Source organism: Solwaraspora sp. WMMD1047 (assembly GCF_029626155.1).
Taxonomy (GTDB): domain Bacteria; phylum Actinomycetota; class Actinomycetes; order Mycobacteriales; family Micromonosporaceae; genus WMMD1047.
The window spans coordinates 2,325,356-2,343,875 of sequence record NZ_JARUBL010000001.1 but is presented as its reverse complement, the minus strand read 5'-3'; the positions used below and the strand labels follow the sequence as shown (position 1 = coordinate 2,343,875).

Genomic DNA, 18,520 nt, shown 5'->3' with positions numbered 1-18,520 from the left:
AGCTCAGCTGGTGGTGCGGCCGCCGTTGGTGGAGAGCCGCACCGGTTCGACGGTGCCGCCGTCGAGCTGCGAGATCCAGCCGGTCACGTCGCGCGCCACGTCCTGGGCGGTGAGGCCGAGGTCGGTGAGGAGCTGCGCCCGGCTGCCGTGCGGATGCCAGGCGGCGGGTACGCCGAGGTCGCGCAGCGGCACCCCGACCTGGGCGTCGCGCAGCGCCTTGGCCACCGCGTCGCCGACCCCGCCGGTGCGGACCCCGTCCTCGACGGTGACCACCAGCCGGTGCCCGGCGGCCAGCGTGACCAGCTCGGCCGGCACCGGCCGGACCCACCGCGGGTCGACGACGGTGACGCCGTAGCCCTGCTCGGCGACCCGGGCGGCCACCTCCATGCCGAGCTGGCCGAACGCGCCGACGGCGACCAGCAGCACGTCGGTGCGGGCGGACTCGGCGAGCACGTCGACCGGCCCGACCCGGCGCAGCGCCGGCAGGTCGGCGGCGACCGCGCCGGTCGGGAACCGGATGATCGTCGGCCCGTCGTCGACGGCGACCGCCTCACGCAGCTCCTCGCGCAGCGTGGCCGCGTCCCGGGGGGCGGCGATCCGCAGGCCCGGCACCGCACCGAAGACCGACATGTCCCAGATGCCGTAGTGGCTCGGCCCGTCCGGGCCGGTGATACCGGCCCGGTCCAGCACGAACGTCACGGGCAGCCTGTGCATCGCCACGTCCAGCAGCACCTGGTCGAAGGCCCGGTTGAGGAAGGTGGCGTAGACCGCCACCACCGGGTGCAGGCCGCCGAGCGCCAGCCCGGCCGCCGAGGTGGCCGCGTGCTGCTCGGCGATGCCCACGTCGTACACCCGCTGCGGGTACTTGCGGGCCAGCGACGCGATGCCGGTCGGCTCGGCCATCGCGGCGGTGATGCCGACCACGTCGGGGCGTTCGTCGGCGATCGCGACCAGCTCGTCGGCGAAGACGTGCGTCCACTTCACCGACGGCGCGGCCAGCAGCTTGCCGGTCTCGACGTCGAAGGCGCTGCTGGGGCCGTGCAGGCAGTCCGCCTCGTCCTCCTCGGCCGGGCGGTAGCCGTAGCCCTTGCGGGTCACCGCGTGCACGATCACCGGGCCGCCGAAGTTCTTCGCGGCGCGCAGCGCCCCCTCGACGGCGGCGACGTCGTGCCCGTCGACCGGGCCGACGTACTTGATGCCGAGGTCCTCGAACATCGCCTGCGGGGCGACCGCGTCCTTGATGCCCTTCTTCACCGCGTGCAGCACCTCGTACATCGGCTTGCCGACCAGCGGGGTCGAGCCGAGGGCCTCCTTGACGGTGTCGAGCACCTTCTCGTAGCCGGGGTTGAGCCGCAGCGAGGAGAGGTGGTCGGCGAGGCCGCCGATGGTCGGTGAGTACGACCGGCCGTTGTCGTTGACCACGATGATCAGCGGGTTGCGGGCGGCGGCGATGTTGTTCAGCGCCTCCCAGCACATCCCGCCGGTAAGCGCGCCGTCACCGACCAGCGCCACCACGCTGCGCGCCTCGCCGCGCAGGGCGTACGCCTTGGCCAGGCCGTCGGCGTAGGAGAGCGCGGTGGAGGCGTGCGAGTTCTCGATCAGGTCGTGCTCGCTCTCGGCCTGGCTGGGGTAGCCGGAGAGGCCGCCGCGCTGGCGGAGCCGGTCGAAGCCCTCCTGCCGGCCGGTGACCATCTTGTGCACGTACGCCTGGTGCCCGGTGTCGAAGAGGAACCGGTCCCGGGGCGAGTCGAACACCCGGTGCATCGCCAGGGTGAGCTCCACCACCCCGAGGTTGGGTCCGAGGTGGCCGCCGGTCCGGGAGACCTTCGCCACCAGGAAGTCCCGGATCTCCGCGGCGAGGAGGTCGACTTCCTCGCCGGACATCCGCTTGACGTCCTGCGGGCTGCGTACCCCACCCAGCAACCGACCGCCGACGTTCTTGGCCGTACCGTCCTGCACCGTCATACCGCGCCCTCACCCCGGTTCAGCTGGCTGGTTCGCTCCCTACACAGGCTCATAGCGGGTGAGTCTATCGGGGTAAGCCGACCGCGCAGCCCGGCCGCGAGCGGCCGGACCCGCAGGTGGCCCCGGACGCGTACCATGACGGCCGATGTCCGAGGCGCGCAGCTCCGACCGGTACGCGGCCGGCCAGCTGCTCGGTCTCGTCCTGGTGCTGCTGGTCGCGTTGCCGCTGCTGCCGCTGCTGCTGTTGATCATCATCTGGCTGCGGCTGCGCCACCGGCGGCCACCGGACCGGCCCGGCTGACCGGTCAGCCCGGCGGGGTCAGCAGCCCGACGCACTCGACGTGCTGGGTCATCGGGAACATGTCCAGCGCCCGGAGCCGGGCCAGCCGCCAGCCGGCCGACCGGAACTCCCGCACGTCCCGGCCGAACGCCGCCGGGTCGCAGGCCACGTAGCAGATCGCCCGCGCACCGCAGCCGAGCAGGTCGCGGACCACCTGGCGGCCCAGCCCGGTGCGCGGCGGATCCAGCACCACCAGGTCCACCGGCCCGGCCACCCGGCGGCGGGCCAGCGCGGTCTCCACCCGGGCCGCGACCACCTCGACCGAGGGCAGGTCCCGCAGGTTGTCCCGGGCGGCGGCGACGCCGACCGGCGCCGACTCGACCAGGGTGACCCGGCCCGCCGGCCCGACCCGGTCGGCCAGCGCGGCGGCGAACAGCCCGGCGCCGCCGTACAGGTCCCAACAGGTCTCCCCCGGGCGCGGCCCGAGCAGCTCCACCACCGTGCTCGCCAGCGTCTCCGCCGCCGCCGGGTGGACCTGCCAGAACGCCTCCGCCGGCAGGGTCCACTCCCGGCCGGCGGCCCGCTCGCGAACCGTCGCCCGACCCGCCGGGTCCGCCCGGGTCCCGGCGCCCCGGGGGTACGCGACCACGTCGCCGGCGCCGGCCGCCACCGCCTCGACGGCGTCGGCGTCCGGCCAGCGCCGCGCGGCCCGCGCCGGCAGGTCCCCGATGGCCGGGCTCGCGATCAGGCACCGGTCGATCGGCACCACCTCGTGCGACCGGTGCTTGAGCAGGCCCACCCGGCCGCCGGCGTCGACCGCGTACCGCATCCTCGACCGCCAGCCGAGCGGGCCGCCGGGCAGTTCGTCGACCCGGACCGCCAGTTCGTCGAGCTCGGCCGGGGTCAGCCCGCCGAGGCGGGTCAACTGCTCGCGGACCACGGCGGCTTTCCAGGCCCGCTGACCGGCCGGGGTGACGTGCTGCAGGTCGCAGCCGCCGCAGCGGTCCGGGCCGGCGTACGGGCAGGGCGGCGACACCCGCTGCGGGGCGGCGGTGAGGATCTCCACCGCGTCGGCGCGCAGGTAGGCGCGGTGCACCTCGGTGATCTCGGCGACCACCCGCTCGCCCGGCAGGGCGTGCCGGACGAAGACCACCCGGCCGTCCAGCCGGGCCACGCAGTGCCCGCCGTGCGCCACCGCGCCGACGGTCAGCTCGACCCGCTCCGCCTCGCCCGGCCCGGCCAGCGGATCGGTCCGCTCGGCGCTCATCGCGCTCCCCCGGAGCCGTCGCCGGGGCGACCGGCCGGGCCGTCCCCGGCGCCCGGCTCGTCGACCGTGGCCGGCTCGTCGGTTGCCGCCGGCTCATCCATTGCCGCCGGCGCGTCCGTCGCCGCCGGCTCGGCCACGGCGGTGGCCGTCGCGGTGGCGCCGCTGCGTACCGCCTGCCGGTCCGCCGGCACCGCAACCGGGACCTCACCGGCGCGCGGACCCCGCACCGGCCCCCGGCTGAGGGTGGCGTCGTAGCGCGCCAGGTTCTTGTTCGCGGTCGACGCCAGCTGCCACGGCACGCTCGTCACCATCACCCCGGGCTCGAAGAGCAGCCGGCCCTTGAGCCGCAACGCGCTCTGGTTGTGCAGCAGGTTCTCCCACCAGTGCCCGACCACGTACTCCGGGATGAAGACCGTGACCACGTCGCGCGGCGACTCCCGGCGGACCGACGCCACGTAGTTGATGATCGGCCGGGTGATCTCCCGGTACGGCGAGTCGATGACGGTCAGCGGCACCGGCATGTCCCGCCGTTCCCACTCCTGCTGGATCGTCCGGGTGTCCTTCTCGTCCACGTTGACGGTGACCGCGGTGAGCGTGTCCGGCCGGGTCGCCCGGGCGTAGGCCACCGCCCGCATGGTCGGCATGTGCACCTTGCTGACCAGCACGATGGCGTGATTCCGGGCCGGCAGGACCGGCCGCCCTTCAGCCGGGGCCAGCTCGACGGCGATCCGGTCGTAGTGCCGCCGGATCGCCAGCATGATGCCGTAGATCACCGCCATCGCGACGATCGAGATCCACGCCCCGTGGGTGAACTTCGTGGCCAGCACCAGCACCAGCACCGAGCCCGTCATCGCCGCGCCGAAGCCGTTGATGGCCCGGGACCGGATCATGCGGCGGCGCCGGGTCGGGTCCCGCTCGGTGCGCAGCAGCCGGTTCCAGTGCCGCAGCATGCCGGTCTGGGAGAGCGTGAAGGAGACGAAGACGCCGACGATGTAGAGCTGGATCAGCCGGGTCACCTCGGCCTCGAAGGCCACGATCAGCACGACCGCCATCACGGCCAGGAACATGATCCCGTTGGAGAAGGCCAGCCGGTCGCCCCGGGTGTGCAGCTGCCGCGGCAGGTAGCGGTCCTGGGCCAGGATCGAGCCGAGGACCGGGAACCCGCTGTAGGCGGTGTTCGCCGCCAGCACGAGGATCAGCGCGGTCACGAACAGCACGAAGTAGAAGCCCGGCGTGAAGGTGTCGAAGATCACGTCGGCGAGCTGGGCGGTGACGGTCGGCTGGACGAAGCCGGCCGGCACCCCCTCGATCTGCAGCGCCGGGTTCTCCACGTACTGCAGACCGGTCAGCAGGGCCAGCGCGATGATGCCGAGCAGCATCGTCGCGGAGAGCGTGCCCAGCAGCAGCAGCGTGGTGGCCGCGTTGCGGCTCTTCGGCGGTTTGAAGGCGGGTACCCCGTTGGAGATCGCCTCCACCCCGGTCAGCGCGGCCGACCCGGACGAGAACGCCCGGACCAGCAGGAACGCCATCGCGAAGCCGGTCACCGACTCCTCGGCCCGGATCGTGTAGTCGGCGCTCTCCGCGCGCAGCTCGTGGCCGAGCACGAAGATCCGGAACATTCCCCAGCCGATCAGCGCGAGCAGCCCGACGATGAAGGCGTACGTCGGGATGGCGAACAGGATGCCGGACTCCCGGACGCCACGCAGGTTCAGTGCGGCCAGCAGCAGCACCGTGCCGACCGCGAAGGCCACCTTGTGCTCGCCGACGAACGGCACCGCCGACCCGAGGTTCTCCATCCCCGCCGAGACCGAGACGGCCACCGTCAGCACGTAGTCCACCAGCAGGGCGCTCGCCACCACCAGCCCGAACCGCCGCCCCAGGTTGACCGTCGCCACCTCGTAGTCGCCGCCCCCGGACGGGTAGGCGTGCACGTTCTGCCGGTAGCTGGCGACCACGGTGACCAGCACCAGCACCACCGCGAGCGCGATCCACGGCGAGTACGCGTAGAACGCGGCGCCGGCGATGGAGAGGGTGAGCAGGATCTCGGCCGGCGCGTACGCCACGCTGGAGAGCGGGTCGGAGGCGAACACCGGCAGCGCGATCCGCTTCGGCAGCAGGGTGTGCTGGAGCCGGTCGGACCGGAACGGGCGACCGAGGAGCAGCCTCTTCAGCAGAGAGGTGGGACGTGCCACAAGCGCTAAGGGTACGGCCGGGCCGGCGCCGGTCGCGCCCGGTGGCCGATCATCGCGCGGTACGGGTCGGGCGGCGCGGACGAGGCCCGTCATGGCAGGCTCTTGGCTGAGACCACCAGGCGCCGGGGACCGGCGTGGTCAGCCCGGGAGGAAGCACCGTGCACGTCGTGATCATGGGATGTGGCCGGGTCGGCTCCACCCTCGCCCACAGCCTGGAGAGCCGGGGCCACTCGGTCGCCGTGATCGACCAGGACGGTGACGCGTTCCGCCGGCTCGGCCCGGACTTCGGCGGCATCACCGTGACCGGGGTGGGCTTCGACGGTGAGGTGCTGCGCCAGGCCGGGATCGAACGGGCCGACGCGTTCGCCGCGGTCTCCAGCGGCGACAACTCCAACATCATCTCCGCCCGGCTGGCCCGGGAGACCTTCGGCGTGGCGCGGGTGGCGGCCCGGATCTACGACCAGAAGCGGGCCGAGGTCTACGAGCGGCTCGGTATCCCGACCGTGGCCACCGTCCGCTGGACGGCCGACCGGATGATCCGGCACCTGGTGCCGGAGGGCAACGTGGAGCTGTTCCGGGACCCGACCAGCACGGTCTCGATCATCGAGGTGCCGGTACACAAGGACTGGGTCGGCCGGACGCTGCGCCGGCTGGAGGACGCGACCGGCGCGCGGACCGCGTACGTGATGCGGTTCGGCATCGGCACCCTGCCGGCCGCCGCCACCGTCCTGCAGGAGGGTGACCAGGTCTTCATGCTGGTCACCGACGACATCGCCGGGCCGGTGACGACGGTGGCCGGTTCACCGCCGGAAGGGGGTGCGTGAGGATGCGGGTCGCCATCGCGGGCGCGGGCAACGTGGGCCGCTCGATCGCCCAGGAGCTGATCGGCAACGGCCATCAGGTGATGCTCATCGAGCGGCAGCCCAAGATGCTGCGCCCGGAGCGGGTGCCGAGCGCCGAATGGGTGCTGGCCGACGCCTGCGAGGTGGCCAGCCTGGAGGAGGCCGACATCGCCAGCTGCGACGTGGTGGTCGCCGCGACCGGCGACGACAAGGTGAACCTGGTGGTCTCGCTGCTGGCCAAGACGGAGTTCGCCGTCCCCCGGGTGGTGGCCCGGGTGAACCGGGCGGAGAACGAGTGGCTCTTCACCGAGCAGTGGGGCGTCGACGTGGCGGTCAGCAAGCCCCGGGTGATGGCCGCGCTGGTCGAGGAGGCGGTCACCGTCGGCGACCTGGTCCGGCTGATGACCTTCCGGCAGGGAGAGGCGAACCTGGTGGAGATCACCCTGCCGCCGACCGCCCCGTACGTCGGGCACCCGATCCACTCGGTGCCGCTGCCCCGGGACTCGGCGCTGGTGGCGATCCTGCGCGGCAAGCGGGTGCTGACCCCCAGCCCGGACGACCCGTTGGAGGCCGGCGATGAGCTGATCTTCGTCTGCACGGCGGAGGTCGAGGACGGGGTGCGTCAGGTCATCCTCGGCCCCGACAGCGTGGAGCGGACCCGCGGCTCGCACTGACGAACCGCCCGCCGGTCAGCCGGTGGCCGGCAACTCAGCCGGCGACCGGGGCCGGGGCCGGGTTCTCCCGGGTCACCCGGCGGACCGTCCAGACCGTGATCGCCAGCAGCAGCGCGTACGGCGGGTAGCCCAGGGCGAGCCGGGCGATGCCCAGCGCCGTCTCCATGTCGGCCAGGTAGAGCAGGGCCTGAACGCCGACCTTGATCAGCCAGACCACTCCCCAGAGCACGGTCAGCCAGGTGAAGGTCCGCACCAGCCGGGCGTCCTGCCGCCACTCGGAGCGCCCGCCGGCGGCGAGCACCGACCAGATCCAGCCGACAAGTGGCTGGCGGACCGCCGCCGAGGCGAGCAGCAGCAGTCCGTAGAAGATGCCGTACAGGATGCCGGGTAGGTAGAAGTCCTTGCTCTCCCCGGTCCGCCAGGCGATGACCGCGCCGATCCCGATGCCGAACAGCCCGTTGACGGCGTGCCGGATCGGCCGGCGCTGGGACAGCCGCAGGACCGCGATCCCGACCGCGATGGTGACCGACGCGATGAGCGCCGGACGCAGGCCGGCGATGATGTTGATCAGCACGAAGACGACGATCGGGATGCTGGACTCCACCAGGCCGCGCCAGCCGCCCAACTGCTCGGCCATCTGCTCGCTGATACTCGGCAGCGGCGGCTCGTCGTCCACCGGCGTGGCCGGCCCGGCCTCGGCGCTGCGGTGCTGTCCAGTCGTCATCGGCACGTCTTCCGTCTCGCGGTGGCGGCTGTCCGGCCCCGTTCTCACCGGGGCGGTTCCAACTCGTAGTACGGGTTGTAGATGACTTTACGGTCATCCCGGACCGCCATGCGGCCGCGCGCGGTCAACTGCCGCCCCGGCTCGATCCCGGCGATCTGCCGGCGGCCCAGCCAGACCAGCGTGACCACGTCGCTGCCGTCGTAGAGGTCCGCCTCCAGGGTGGGCAGGTTGGTCCGGGGGGTGTAGACCACGGTACGCAACCGTCCGCACACCGAAACCAGCTGCCCGCGCCGGCACTGGCCGGCCAGCACGCTGCCGGACTCGGCGCTCTCCCGCTGCAGCTCGCGCGCCTCGATCTCGGCCTCGCTCGCGGTGAACCGCCGGAGCAGGTCACGCAGCGACGGACGGCTCTCGTCGGTCGACATGACCTTCCGTGCCACCTCTCTGAACCGGACCCGACTGCCGGACCGGTCCCTGACCGTGCCGGTCCCGCCCGGCTACTGCCAGCGTACGCCGAACCGGCCCGGCCCGGCGCACCCCGGACGCCCGCGATCAGACCGGCCGGGACGGCGGCCGACCCCGGTTGACCCCCGGCGGCCCGGCAACCACGCCGTTGACGCCCGAACGCGCCGGTCCGGCACCCGCCGGGCCACCCGGGCCGGGCTGGCCCGGCCCGGCGGGCTGCCCGGCGGCGTCGGCGCCAGCCTCCCGGGGCAGCCGCAGCGGCAGCGGCTCTCGGACCGGCTTCGCCTCATGCCCACGGTCGACCACCAGGCCGGCCAGGCAGTCGGCCAGCGGTCCGGCCGCGCCGGGATCGGTCGCCGCCGCGCCCTGGTAGACCCCCCGCACCATCCAACGCGGCCCGTCCACCCCCACGAACCGCAGGTGGGTGGCGCCCTCGGTGGTCTGCACCCGGGCCCACAGCTCGACGCCGTACTCGCCGTCGGTCTCCTCGACGGTCGCCCGGTCGGCCAGCAGCGAGGTGCGGATCTCCTCCCGCACCTCGTCCCAGATGCCCTCCGAACGCGGGGCCGCGAAGACCCCGAGCTGCAGCGCGTTCTCGCCGTGCACGAGCACCACCTGCTGGATGACGCCCTCCGGGTTCGCCTGCACCCGGATCTCGACCTCCGGCACCGCCGGAATCCGCAGGCTGCCCAGGTCCAGCCGCTGCACCCCGTCCGGGGCCACCGCGATGTCGTACGGCCCGCGGGCCGGCGCCTCGTCGCCGAGGTCATCCGTGCCCACCGCGTCCACCCGGTCGGCCCGGCCCGTCCGCTCGTCCCGGGAGTGCCGGCCGGAGCCGCCCCGCCGTCGAGAGAAGATCACTTTATCCGCTCCTCGCGCTCACCCTGCTGCTGTTCCACCCGCTCGTGGGCGACCGACCGCTCGTGGGCGACCGACCGCTCGTGGGCGACCGACCGCTCGTGGGCGACCGATCCGTCGGCCGCGTCGGGCGGTGGGCCGAGCCCCGCGTGCCCGCCGGTCGACCCGTGCCCTCCCGCACCACGGTAGGACGCCGGCAGGTCGGCCACGACGTGGAACCGCGCCCGTTCCACCCGCTGCACGACCAGCTGCGCGATCCGGTCGCCCCGACAAATCTTCGCCGGCCGGGCCGGGTCGTGATTTATCAGATTGACCAGGATCTCGCCCCGGTAGCCGGCGTCGACCGTACCGGGCGCGTTGAGCACGGTCACACCCAGTCTGGCGGCCAACCCCGACCGGGGGTGCACCAGACCCACGAACCCCTCCGGGAGGGCGATCGCCACCCCGGTACGGACCAGCGCCCAACCGCCCGGGGGCAGCTCGACGTCGACCGCGGCGACCAGGTCCGCACCGGCGTCGCCGGGATGGGCGTACGCCGGCAGCGGCAGGTCCGGGTCGAGCAGCCGGACGGGTACGGCCACGGCTTCGGTCACGGTCTCACGGTCCTCTCCGGCTCGCCACCGGTTCCCGGTCAGGCTCGCCGCTGGTCTCGCCGGGTCGGGTCCGGCTGGGTTCTCCGCCCATCCTGCCCGGACGCCGGCCGTCCCGCCGGTTCGGGCCGGCCCGGCGCGCCGTACGCTCGACGGATGGCACCGGACGGCTACACGGAGCGGCTGCACCTGCCCTGGTGGATGTGGCTGGCGGCGGCGGGCGTCTCCGGCCTGCTGGCCGCCGAGGTCTGGATGGGCTCGGCCGGGCCGCGCGCCTGGCTGCCGTTCGCGCTGCTGCTGCCGGCCACCGGCGCGGCCCTGTGGTGGCTGGGCCGGATCCGGATCGCGGTCCGCGGCGGTGAGCTCCTGGTCGACGACGCCCGGCTGCCGGTTCGCTTCGTCGCCGAGGCGATCCCGCTGGACGCCGAGGGCCGCCGGGAGGTGCTCGGCGTGGGCGCCGATCCGCTGGCCTTCGTGATCCAACGCCCGTGGATTCCGGGCGCCGTCCAGGTCGTCCTCGACGACCCGGCGGATCCGACGCCGTTCTGGGTGGTCAGCTCCCGCGACCCGGAGCGACTCGCGGCGGCCGTCGTCGCCGCCCAGGGAGCCGGACCGGGGGCCGCCCGGACCGGCGCGGTCAGGGGGTGATCTCGGGCCGACCGCCGAGCGCCGGGCGCTGCCCGCGCAGATCGTCCCGGATCCGCTCGCCGACCCCCCGGGTGGCCCGGCGGTTCAGGTAGCTCGCCACGGCGGCACCGGCCAGGAACGGCCCGAGCGTGGTCAGGTTCCGGCCGAACCGGCGCAGCAGCATGTCCCGCAGTTCCTTGCGGGCGGCGGTGCCCAGCACGGTGCCCACCCCGACCCCGGGGACCAGCGGGTTCACCCCCCGCTGGCTGGCCCAGGACTGGATCAGGCTGACCGCCCGCTGGGTGCCGGTGCCGGCGACCGGCGCGCCGTACGTCTCGTGCAGTTCGCCGATCAGCTTCAGCTCGATGGCCACCACCGCGATCGTCTCGGTCGCCAGCAGCACGGGCGCCGACAGCAGCGTGGGGGTCGCCGTCCACTGCACCGCGGCCACCCCACCGCCGGCCGCACCCACCCCGGCCGTGGCCCGGGCAGCGTTGCGGATCAGCCGCTCGGCCAGTTCGTCGCCGTCCAGCCCGTCGTAGTGACGGCGCAGCGTCTCCCGGTCCCGGATCGGCACGTGCGGCGCGATCTCGCCGACCACCTCCGCCATCCACCGGATGGCCGCGCGGGGCTTGAACAGGTCGGCCACCCCGCGCCCGCGTACCTGACCGACCAGTCGGCCGAGCAGTCGTCGGCGCTGGGCGGGCTCGATGTCGTCGGCGGCCAGCGCGGCGACGGTGCGGCCGAGGTCGTCCACCCGGACCAGATCGCCGCCGGCTGGTGGGTCCCCGCTCCGGTCGTCCGCCGCCGGCGGCGGGTCCACCTCCGACACACCGGCGCCGGCTGCCCCGTCGGTCCCGGCCGGACTGTCGTCGGCGGGTACGGTCGGCGCGGGCTTCTGCTCCGGCGGATCGGACCGGCTCATGACAGCGGTCCGGGACGGTCCGACAGCGGTGCGGGTCGGCTCATGTGGTGACCTCCAGCCCATGGAATCCGTCCGGCGCGGCGGCCGCCGGACAGATCGAGTCAAGCAGGTGCGTGGCCGTCCCGCATGCCGGCGGCGGGGGTCCTGGCGCGTGGTCGGTTCGGACGGTGGCGACCGCGCCGGACGGGCCGGCCCGAGTGCGGGCCCGGCCGCCGGTGTGCTCGGGCTGGTGGCGGGACGGACGGCGGTGGACGGTCAGGCGCACTCGCGGCAGATCAGGTCTCCGCCGCGCTCCACCGCGAGCTGGCTGCGGTGGTGCACCAGGAAACAGCGGGCGCAGCGGAACTCGTCCGACTGCATCGGCAGCACCTTGACGGTGAGCTCCTCGTCGGCCAGATCGGCACCGGGCAACTCGAAACTCTCGGCGACCTCGGCCTCGTCCACGTCCACGGCACCCGACTGTGAGTCGACCCGCCGGGCCTTGAGCTCTTCCAGGCTGTCCTCGCCGAGGTCGACCTCGTCGCGACGCGGGGCGTCGTAGTCGGTGGCCATCGGTTTCACTCTCCCATATCGATATCGTCGCTTCCGGTTGTAACGCCGGACGACACTGTTTCGGTTCCCGCTGGCCGGCCGTGATTTTCTCCGGCGGCCCGCCCGGACCTACGCTCCGGGCGGCAGCCACCGTGGAAACCACCCCGGCGAGCGGCGTACCTTACCCCCCTGCGGGCGAGGAATGTATACCGCCCTTCAGGCATGCATGTACGCCCGAGAGCGTGGAGTTGTTCCCAATGTGACTCAGGCGACACGAAGATAGGGGTAGCACTGGGCCGATCGGCGTCGGCGCGCCGGCAGGTTCGGCGGTTTCCGCAGCGGACCGGACAACCGCTAGCCTCAACGGGATACTCGGTAGTCACCGCCAACAGGAGCGACGGGGAGCGGGCAGATGAGCTTTGCGCGGGTGCGGGCCCTCGCCGTGATCGGGGTGCTGGTGATGTTCGCCCTGGTCTTCATCGGCGTGGCCATCGTCCGGGACAGCCAGGCCGACGGTGACCTCACCGTCGGGTGCCCCGAGGGCTACCAGCGGGCCGACATCACCCTGCACGAGCCCAAGGACGTCAAGATCCGGGTCTTCAACGCGACCGAGACCCAGGGGCTGGCCAACACCGTCGCCCAGGACTTCGAGAACCGGAAGTTCCAGGTCGTCGAGAAGGGCAACAGCAAGAAGGGCGTGGACGGAGTCGCGGTGCTGCGGTACGGCCCGAAGGCGGTCGGTTCCTGGCACCTGCTGCGGGCCTACTTCCTGGATGAGGCCGATCCCGAGTACGACCCGAACCGCGAGGACGACGTCGTCGACGTGTTGATCGGCAACAGCTTCCGGCAGTTGGCCACCACGACCGAGGTCAACCAGGCCCTGGTGGAGCTGGGCGGGAAGCCGGAGCTGCCGCCGCAGACCTGCGCCGAGGACCCGCAGAGCTGACCGGTCCACCGGCCCCGGGCGCGGGGCCGGTCACGGACCGCCGGCGGCGTCAAGGCGGACCAGCCGGTCGTGCAGCGGCCCGAACAGGGCGGGCGGCGCGGCCACCACCATCATGGGGCTCGGTGGCGCGCCGGCGAGCCCGGCGACCCGCAGGCCGGCCTCGGCGGCGACCAGTCCCCCCGCCGCGTGGTCCCAGTGGTTGAGACCCTTCTCGAAGTAGGCGTCGACCGTGCCCTCGGCGGCGAGGCAGAGGTCGAGCGCGGCCGCGCCGAACCGGCGGACGTCGCGGACCTGCGAGATCAACCCGGCCAGCACGCCGGCCTGGTGGATCCGCCGGGCGGCGTCGTACCCGAAGCCGGTGGCCACCAGGGCCTGGCCCAGGTCCACTTCGACGGATCCGGTGATCCGCCGGCCGTCGCGCCAGGCCCCGCCACCCAGAGTGGCCGTCCACTCGTCGCCGGTGGCCGCGTTGCGGACCACCCCGGCCACCACCACCCCGTCGACCTCGGCGGCCAGCGAGACGGCGTACTGCGGGATGCCGTAGAGGTAGTTGACGGTGCCGTCGATCGGGTCCAGGATCCAGCGCACCCCGCCGGCGCCCGACCCGGCGCCCTCGGCGGCGCCGTACTCCTCGCCCAGGATCCGGTCGTCGGGTCGCCGCTCGCGCAGGGCGGCGACCGCCTGGCGCTCGACCGCCCGGTCGGCGGCGGTCACCACGTCGGTGGCGGTGCTCTTGGTGGCCACCCCTGAGACGCCGTCCGCCCGCATCCGCCGGGCCGTCGTCGCGGCGTCCCGTGCCACCTCCACCGCGATCCGGAGCAGTTCGTCCGGAGCAGGTGTCCTGACCCCCATCGAGTCCCCTTCCCGCACGCCCGCGACGTTGCCCGCCGGTCGCGAGTATCATCCTTACAAAGTCCACACGCGCTTCGAGTCGGCGGCCCCCAGCCGCCCTTTCGGCGTGCGGCGCGGGATGATCGCCACACTCGGCGTTACAATTCACGCCTGCCCACGCGCCACGGACGGCCGACGACCGGCCGGCCCGGGACACGGGGGTCCCTCAACATCATCGGTACGGCACGACGCCCCCGCGCCGCGCCGACTGATCCGGCCGTGCTCGCTCATCGCCTCCGGAAGGTCATTCGTGACAGAACCCCGCCACACCGGCGCCGACGTTCGCTCGCTCACCGACACCCTGATCGCCAACGCGCAGAGCGCCGGCGGCCAGTTGACCTCGGCCGAGCTCGCGCGGACCGTCGAGTCCGCTGAGGTGACTCCGGCCCAGGCCAAGAAGATCCTGCGTGCGCTCTCCGAGGCGGGCGTGACCGTGGTTGTCGACGGCTCGGCGAGCACCCGCCGCCGGGTCGCCGCCGCCCGGTCGGCGACCCCCGCCTCCCGGGCGACCACCGCCAAGGCGACCAAGAAGGCGGCTGCCCCGAAGCAGCAGCCCGGTGCCGAGGATCCGGCGCCCGCCCCGCGCAAGCCCGCACCCCGCAAGGCCACCGAGGCCACGCCGGTCGCCGCCGGCTCGCGGGCCCCGGCGGCGAAGGCCGCCGCCGCGCCCGCTGAGACGGGCGCTAAGGCACCGGCGAAGGCCGGTCGGGGGTCCAAGGCCGCCGGCGGTCGCGCCGGCGGCACCGGCGCCACCAAGGCCGCTCCGGACGCGACCAAGGGTCAGCCCGGCGCGGACGCCCCGGCCGACGGCGAGATCGATCCGGAGGAGCTCGCCGCCGAGATCGAGGACGTCGTGGTCGAGGAGCCGGTCGAGCTGGCCAAGGCCGCCGAGGCGGACGCCGCCGGCGCGGCCACCGACAACGACTTCGAGTGGGACGACGAGGAGTCCGAGGCGCTCAAGCAGGCCCGCCGGGACGCCGAGCTGACCGCCTCCGCCGACTCGGTCCGGGCCTACCTCAAGCAGATCGGCAAGGTGCCACTGCTCAACGCCGAGCAGGAGGTGGAGCTGGCCAAGCGGATCGAGGCCGGACTCTACGCGGCGGAGCGGCTGCGGGCCGCCGAGGAGGGCGAGGAGAAGCTCGTCACCCAGTTGGCCCGGGACCTGGGCTGGATCTCCCGGGACGGGGAGCGGGCCAAGAACCACCTGCTGGAGGCGAACCTGCGGCTGGTGGTCTCGCTGGCCAAGCGGTACACCGGCCGCGGCATGGCGTTCCTCGACCTGATCCAGGAGGGCAACCTCGGCCTGATCCGCGCGGTCGAGAAGTTCGACTACACCAAGGGCTACAAGTTCTCCACCTACGCCACCTGGTGGATCCGGCAGGCCATCACCCGCGCCATGGCCGACCAGGCCCGCACCATCCGCATCCCGGTCCACATGGTCGAGGTCATCAACAAGCTCGGCCGGATCCAACGCGAGCTGCTCCAGGACCTGGGTCGCGAGCCCACCCCCGAGGAGCTCGCGAAGGAGATGGATATCACACCGGAGAAGGTGCTGGAGATCCAGCAGTACGCCCGGGAACCGATCTCGCTGGACCAGACCATCGGCGACGAGGGCGACAGCCAGCTCGGCGACTTCATCGAGGACTCCGAGGCCGTGGTGGCCGTCGACGCGGTCTCCTTCTCGCTGCTACAGGACCAGCTCCAGCAGGTTCTGCAGACCCTCTCCGAGCGGGAGGCGGGCGTGGTCCGGCTGCGGTTCGGCCTCACCGACGGGCAGCCCCGGACGCTGGACGAGATCGGCCAGGTCTACGGCGTCACCCGGGAGCGGATCCGGCAGATCGAGTCGAAGACCATGTCCAAGCTCCGGCATCCCTCCCGGTCGCAGGTGCTGCGGGACTACCTCGACTGAGGCGTGAGCGGGACCCGCACCAGATCAACCGGACGTGCTTATCTGATCACCGGAAGTACATGCCGCGTGAGTGATTGGCCGGTTCCCCGGCTGTGATCGTTGACGTGGCACCCTTGGTGCACGGCACACTGTCTCTACCGCGTGTGACGTCGGTCCCCCCGGGGCACACTGGGAAGGCAACGCCGCACAGGTGTGTTGGACGATAGGTGAGCAATGACGGAAGAAAGTGTTCATCGGTGACGACCGCAGGAGGAAGGCGATGACCCCGACCCTCACGCCGCCGCCCGAGACGGTGGCTCCCCCAGCCGCCGATGAACGGTGCGACCGCTGCAACGCTGCCGGCAAGCTCCGGATCACCCTGGCGGGTGGGAGCGAGCTGGTGTTCTGCGGGCATCACGCGAACAAGTACGCAGAGGACCTGGTGAAGATCACGGTCCGGTTCGCGGCTGACCCGGAGTTCAGTTGGCGTGGTGCCGATCTGATGGCGAACTGACCGGGACGAGACATAGGTGACCGGAGGTGCCCTACGGGGCACCTCCGGTCGTCTCATCCGGAACCGTTCGTTCCATCCGGTCGGGCGGCCGGCGACCGCTGTCGTCCGGTCTCGCACCGTTCCGGCGATCCGTACTGCCGGGCGCCCGTCACCGGGCACCGGTCGGAGGACGGTCTAGAGCGTCTGCACCGTCGCGATCCGCTCCTCCAGCTGCTCGATCGTGGCCTGGGCGCTGGGCGGCCCACCACAGATCCGGCGGAGCTCCGCGTGGATCTTTCCGTGCGGCAGGTTGGTCCGGTGGTGATGCGCCGCGACCAGGGCGTTCAGCTGCCGACGCAGCGCCACCCGACGCTGGGCGGCGTTCATCGGCTGCGGCTCCGGCTGGCGCGGCACGGCCGGCGGTTCGCCGGCCGACCGCCGCCGCTGGGCGGCCAACTGTTCGGCCTGCCGCTTGTTGAGCAGCACCGCCACCTGGTCGGCGGTGAGCAGACCAGGCAGGCCCAGATATTCCTCCTCCTCCGGCGTGCCGGCCTGGGCCGCCGTGCCGAAGGACGCCCCGTCGAAGATCACCTGGTCCAGTTCGGCGGTGGCCGACAGGGCCTCGAACCGCTTTTCCAGCTCCCCGCTGGCCTGCTCGGACCGCTGCGCCCGGTCCAGCAGCTCGTCGTCCAGGCCGTCCGGATTCTTCGGCTGGCCGAGCACGTGGTCGCGCTCGGTCTCCATCTCGCTGGCCAGCCCGAGCAGGTGGGGCACGCTGGGCAGGAAGACCGAGGCGGTCTCCCCCGGCCGGCGGGCCCGGACGAACCGGCCGATCGCCTGGGCGAAGTAGAGCGGGGTGGAGGCGCTGGTGGCGTAGACCCCGACGGCGAGCCGGGGGATGTCCACCCCCTCCGAGACCATCCGCACCGCCACCATCCACCGCTGGTCCGACTCGGCGAAGGCGGCGATCCGGGCCGAGGCGCCGGCGTCGTCGGAGAGCACCACCACGGCCCGCTCCCCGGTCAACCGCTCGATCAGCCGGCCGTAGGCGCGCGCGGCCTGCTGGTCGCTGGCGATCACCAGGCCGGCCGCGTCGGCCATCCCGGCCTCCCGCAGGATCCGCAGCCGGGCGTCGGCGGCGCGCAGCACCTGCGGCATCCAGTCGCCGGCCGGGTCGAGCGCGGTCCGCCACGCCTGGGCGATGAGGTCCTGGGTCATCGGCTCGCCCAACCGGGCGGCCAGCTCGTCCCCGGCGTTCGTCCGCCACCGGGTCTCCCCGGAGTACGCCAGGAACAGCACCGGCCGGACGACCCCGTCGCGCAGCGCGTCGGCGTACCCGTAGACGGAGTCGGCGCGGGAGCGCTGCAGCCCGTCGTTGCCGCGTTCGTAGGTGACGAAGGGGATCGGGTTGTCGTCGGAGCGGAACGGGGTGCCGGTGAGCATCAGTCGTCGGACGGCCGGCTCGAAGGCAGCCTTCACGCCGTCGCCCCAGGAGCGTGAGTCGCCGGCGTGGTGGATCTCGTCCAGGATCACCAGCGTCCGCCGGGTCATGGTGCGCCGCCGGTGCACGTGCGGGGCCATGCCGACCTGGGCGTACGTCACCACGGCACCGTGGAAGTCGGTGGCCGAGTGCAGGTCGGCGTTGCGGAACGCCGAGTCGAGTTGGACCCCGACCCGGGCGGCGGCCGCGGCCCACTGGGCCTTGAGGTGTTCGGTGGGCGCGACGACCGTGACCGCCTCGACGGTCCGGTCGGCGAGCAGTTCGACGGCGATCCGGAGGGCGAAGGTGGTCTTGCCGGCGCCCGGGGTGGCCACCGCGAGAAAGTCGTCGGACCGACGGCGCAGATAGGTCACCAGCGCCTTGCGCTGCCATCCGCGCAGGCTGGGAAATGCTTCCGTCACCGGGGACCGGGCAACCAACCGGGACGCTCCTCCCCATTCTCACCCGCCGTCCGGGGTACGGCACGGACGGTCCAGGCCATGAAAACGCCCCCGCGACCGGTGGCGCGCGAAGGCGGTTCCAGCATAACCAGCGGCCCCGGGCCGGTGGTTGCCAGCCATCGGGGTGTCGGGGTGGTTCCGGGGGCCGGACGCGGACGCTCAGTCGCGCATCGAGTCGTAGATCTCCTTGCACCGCGGGCAGACCGGCGAGCCGGGCTTCGCCGCCTTGGTGACGGGGAAGGTCTCCCCGCAGAGAGCGATCACGAAGGTTCCCATGACCGCGCTCTCTGCGATCTTCTCTTTCCGGACGTAATGGAACATCTCCGGCCCGGTGTCGGCATCCTTGACCTCTGGACGCTCGAGAACCTCGGTGCTCACGTCAGCTATACCTCCCGAATGACCCCGCAGCCCTCAAGTTTGG

General features: G+C 73.1%; 16 protein-coding genes and 3 pseudogenes. 7 read left to right on the top strand and 12 right to left on the bottom strand.

The features are described 5' to 3' along the window. Positions 1-3: 3 nt before the first annotated feature. Positions 4-1,965 (bottom strand): 1-deoxy-D-xylulose-5-phosphate synthase, encoded by a 1,962-nt coding sequence (gene dxs, locus O7627_RS10825; RefSeq protein WP_278093363.1) that lies wholly within the window; start codon positions 1,963-1,965, stop codon positions 4-6. Between the two features lie 145 nt (positions 1,966-2,110). On the opposite strand from dxs, the gene O7627_RS10820 reads away from it, so the two are divergent. Continuing rightward, the gene (locus O7627_RS10820) at positions 2,111-2,266 is read left to right on the top strand and encodes a hypothetical protein (protein ID WP_278093362.1); all 156 of its coding nucleotides are present in this window, start codon (positions 2,111-2,113) and stop codon (positions 2,264-2,266) included. A 4-nt stretch (positions 2,267-2,270) separates the two neighbouring features. Here the strand turns inward: O7627_RS10820 and O7627_RS10815 are convergent, their stop codons facing one another. Together O7627_RS10815 and O7627_RS10810 are read right to left on the bottom strand one after the other, a co-directional pair. Then, positions 2,271-3,512 (bottom strand): TRAM domain-containing protein, encoded by a 1,242-nt coding sequence (locus O7627_RS10815; RefSeq protein WP_278093361.1) that lies wholly within the window; start codon positions 3,510-3,512, stop codon positions 2,271-2,273. Between the two features lie 212 nt (positions 3,513-3,724). Beyond that, a pseudogene (locus tag O7627_RS10810) lies at positions 3,725-5,704 on the bottom strand (APC family permease); the annotation flags it as partial. A gap of 158 nt (positions 5,705-5,862) precedes the next feature. Between O7627_RS10810 and O7627_RS10805 the strand changes: the two are divergent. Further along, on the top strand, positions 5,863-6,528 hold the full coding sequence (locus O7627_RS10805; protein ID WP_278093359.1) for a TrkA family potassium uptake protein: 666 nt from the start codon (positions 5,863-5,865) through the stop codon (positions 6,526-6,528). Continuing rightward, positions 6,525-7,220 carry a TrkA family potassium uptake protein gene (locus O7627_RS10800; RefSeq protein WP_278093358.1) on the top strand — a complete coding sequence of 232 codons (696 nt, stop codon included), beginning with the start codon at positions 6,525-6,527 and terminating at the stop codon, positions 7,218-7,220. The genes O7627_RS10805 and O7627_RS10800 overlap by 4 nt, the downstream gene beginning before the upstream one ends. Before the next feature lie 34 nt (positions 7,221-7,254). Here the strand turns inward: O7627_RS10800 and O7627_RS10795 are convergent, their stop codons facing one another. The 4 genes and pseudogenes from O7627_RS10795 to dut all read right to left on the bottom strand — a co-directional run. After that, complete coding sequence (locus O7627_RS10795) at positions 7,255-7,944, bottom strand: DUF3159 domain-containing protein (protein ID WP_278093357.1); 690 nt, start codon at positions 7,942-7,944, stop codon at positions 7,255-7,257. A 44-nt stretch (positions 7,945-7,988) separates the two neighbouring features. Next, positions 7,989-8,369, bottom strand: coding sequence for an OB-fold nucleic acid binding domain-containing protein (locus O7627_RS10790; RefSeq protein WP_278093356.1), 381 nt, complete (start codon positions 8,367-8,369; stop codon positions 7,989-7,991). A 277-nt stretch (positions 8,370-8,646) separates the two neighbouring features. After that, positions 8,647-9,270, bottom strand: a pseudogene (locus O7627_RS10785) (DUF3710 domain-containing protein); the annotation flags it as partial. A 137-nt stretch (positions 9,271-9,407) separates the two neighbouring features. Beyond that, positions 9,408-9,860 (bottom strand): annotated as a pseudogene (gene dut / locus O7627_RS10780) (dUTP diphosphatase); the annotation flags it as partial. 153 nt (positions 9,861-10,013) lie between these two features. On the opposite strand from dut, the gene O7627_RS10775 reads away from it, so the two are divergent. After that, positions 10,014-10,505 carry a DUF3093 domain-containing protein gene (locus tag O7627_RS10775; RefSeq protein ID WP_278093355.1) on the top strand — a complete coding sequence of 164 codons (492 nt, stop codon included), beginning with the start codon at positions 10,014-10,016 and terminating at the stop codon, positions 10,503-10,505. Here O7627_RS10775 and O7627_RS10770 read toward each other — a convergent pair. Further along, complete coding sequence (locus O7627_RS10770; RefSeq protein WP_278093354.1) at positions 10,495-11,409, bottom strand: hypothetical protein; 915 nt, start codon at positions 11,407-11,409, stop codon at positions 10,495-10,497. The two genes, O7627_RS10775 and O7627_RS10770, sit on opposite strands and share 11 nt — an antisense overlap. A gap of 255 nt (positions 11,410-11,664) precedes the next feature. Then, positions 11,665-11,961, bottom strand: coding sequence for a DUF4193 domain-containing protein (locus O7627_RS10765; RefSeq protein ID WP_278093353.1), 297 nt, complete (start codon positions 11,959-11,961; stop codon positions 11,665-11,667). Between the two features lie 406 nt (positions 11,962-12,367). On the opposite strand from O7627_RS10765, the gene O7627_RS10760 reads away from it, so the two are divergent. Next, the gene (locus O7627_RS10760) at positions 12,368-12,886 is read left to right on the top strand and encodes a LytR C-terminal domain-containing protein (RefSeq protein ID WP_278098242.1); all 519 of its coding nucleotides are present in this window, start codon (positions 12,368-12,370) and stop codon (positions 12,884-12,886) included. Between the two features lie 30 nt (positions 12,887-12,916). Here O7627_RS10760 and O7627_RS10755 read toward each other — a convergent pair whose 3' ends face one another. Then, positions 12,917-13,738, bottom strand: a complete 822-nt coding sequence (locus O7627_RS10755) for an inositol monophosphatase family protein (protein WP_278098241.1) — start codon at positions 13,736-13,738, stop codon at positions 12,917-12,919. Between the two features lie 289 nt (positions 13,739-14,027). Between O7627_RS10755 and O7627_RS10750 the strand changes: the two genes are divergently transcribed. Both O7627_RS10750 and O7627_RS10745 read left to right on the top strand, forming a co-directional pair. Continuing rightward, the gene (locus tag O7627_RS10750) at positions 14,028-15,686 is read left to right on the top strand and encodes an RNA polymerase sigma factor (protein WP_278093352.1); all 1,659 of its coding nucleotides are present in this window, start codon (positions 14,028-14,030) and stop codon (positions 15,684-15,686) included. A 259-nt stretch (positions 15,687-15,945) separates the two neighbouring features. After that, the gene (locus tag O7627_RS10745; protein ID WP_278093351.1) at positions 15,946-16,179 is read left to right on the top strand and encodes a hypothetical protein; all 234 of its coding nucleotides are present in this window, start codon (positions 15,946-15,948) and stop codon (positions 16,177-16,179) included. A gap of 174 nt (positions 16,180-16,353) precedes the next feature. On the opposite strand, the gene O7627_RS10740 is transcribed toward O7627_RS10745, so the two are convergent. Then, on the bottom strand, positions 16,354-18,078 hold the full coding sequence (locus O7627_RS10740; RefSeq protein ID WP_278093350.1) for a DEAD/DEAH box helicase: 1,725 nt from the start codon (positions 18,076-18,078) through the stop codon (positions 16,354-16,356). Positions 18,079-18,258: 180 nt separating this feature from the next. Continuing rightward, positions 18,259-18,477, bottom strand: coding sequence for a DUF3039 domain-containing protein (locus O7627_RS10735; protein WP_278093349.1), 219 nt, complete (start codon positions 18,475-18,477; stop codon positions 18,259-18,261). Between the last annotated feature and the right edge of the window lie 43 nt (positions 18,478-18,520).

Coding starts and splice junctions, on each gene's coding strand:
- dxs (WP_278093363.1), bottom strand. CDS start 1,965: ATGACGGTGCAGGACGGTACGGCCAAGAACGTCGGCGGTCGGTTGCTG.
- O7627_RS10820 (WP_278093362.1), top strand. CDS start 2,111: ATGTCCGAGGCGCGCAGCTCCGACCGGTACGCGGCCGGCCAGCTGCTC.
- O7627_RS10815 (WP_278093361.1), bottom strand. CDS start 3,512: ATGAGCGCCGAGCGGACCGATCCGCTGGCCGGGCCGGGCGAGGCGGAG.
- O7627_RS10795 (WP_278093357.1), bottom strand. CDS start 7,944: ATGACGACTGGACAGCACCGCAGCGCCGAGGCCGGGCCGGCCACGCCG.
- O7627_RS10790 (WP_278093356.1), bottom strand. CDS start 8,369: ATGTCGACCGACGAGAGCCGTCCGTCGCTGCGTGACCTGCTCCGGCGG.
- O7627_RS10775 (WP_278093355.1), top strand. CDS start 10,014: ATGGCACCGGACGGCTACACGGAGCGGCTGCACCTGCCCTGGTGGATG.
- O7627_RS10770 (WP_278093354.1), bottom strand. CDS start 11,409: ATGAGCCGGTCCGATCCGCCGGAGCAGAAGCCCGCGCCGACCGTACCC.
- O7627_RS10765 (WP_278093353.1), bottom strand. CDS start 11,961: ATGGCCACCGACTACGACGCCCCGCGTCGCGACGAGGTCGACCTCGGC.
- O7627_RS10755 (WP_278098241.1), bottom strand. CDS start 13,738: ATGGGGGTCAGGACACCTGCTCCGGACGAACTGCTCCGGATCGCGGTG.
- O7627_RS10745 (WP_278093351.1), top strand. CDS start 15,946: ATGACCCCGACCCTCACGCCGCCGCCCGAGACGGTGGCTCCCCCAGCC.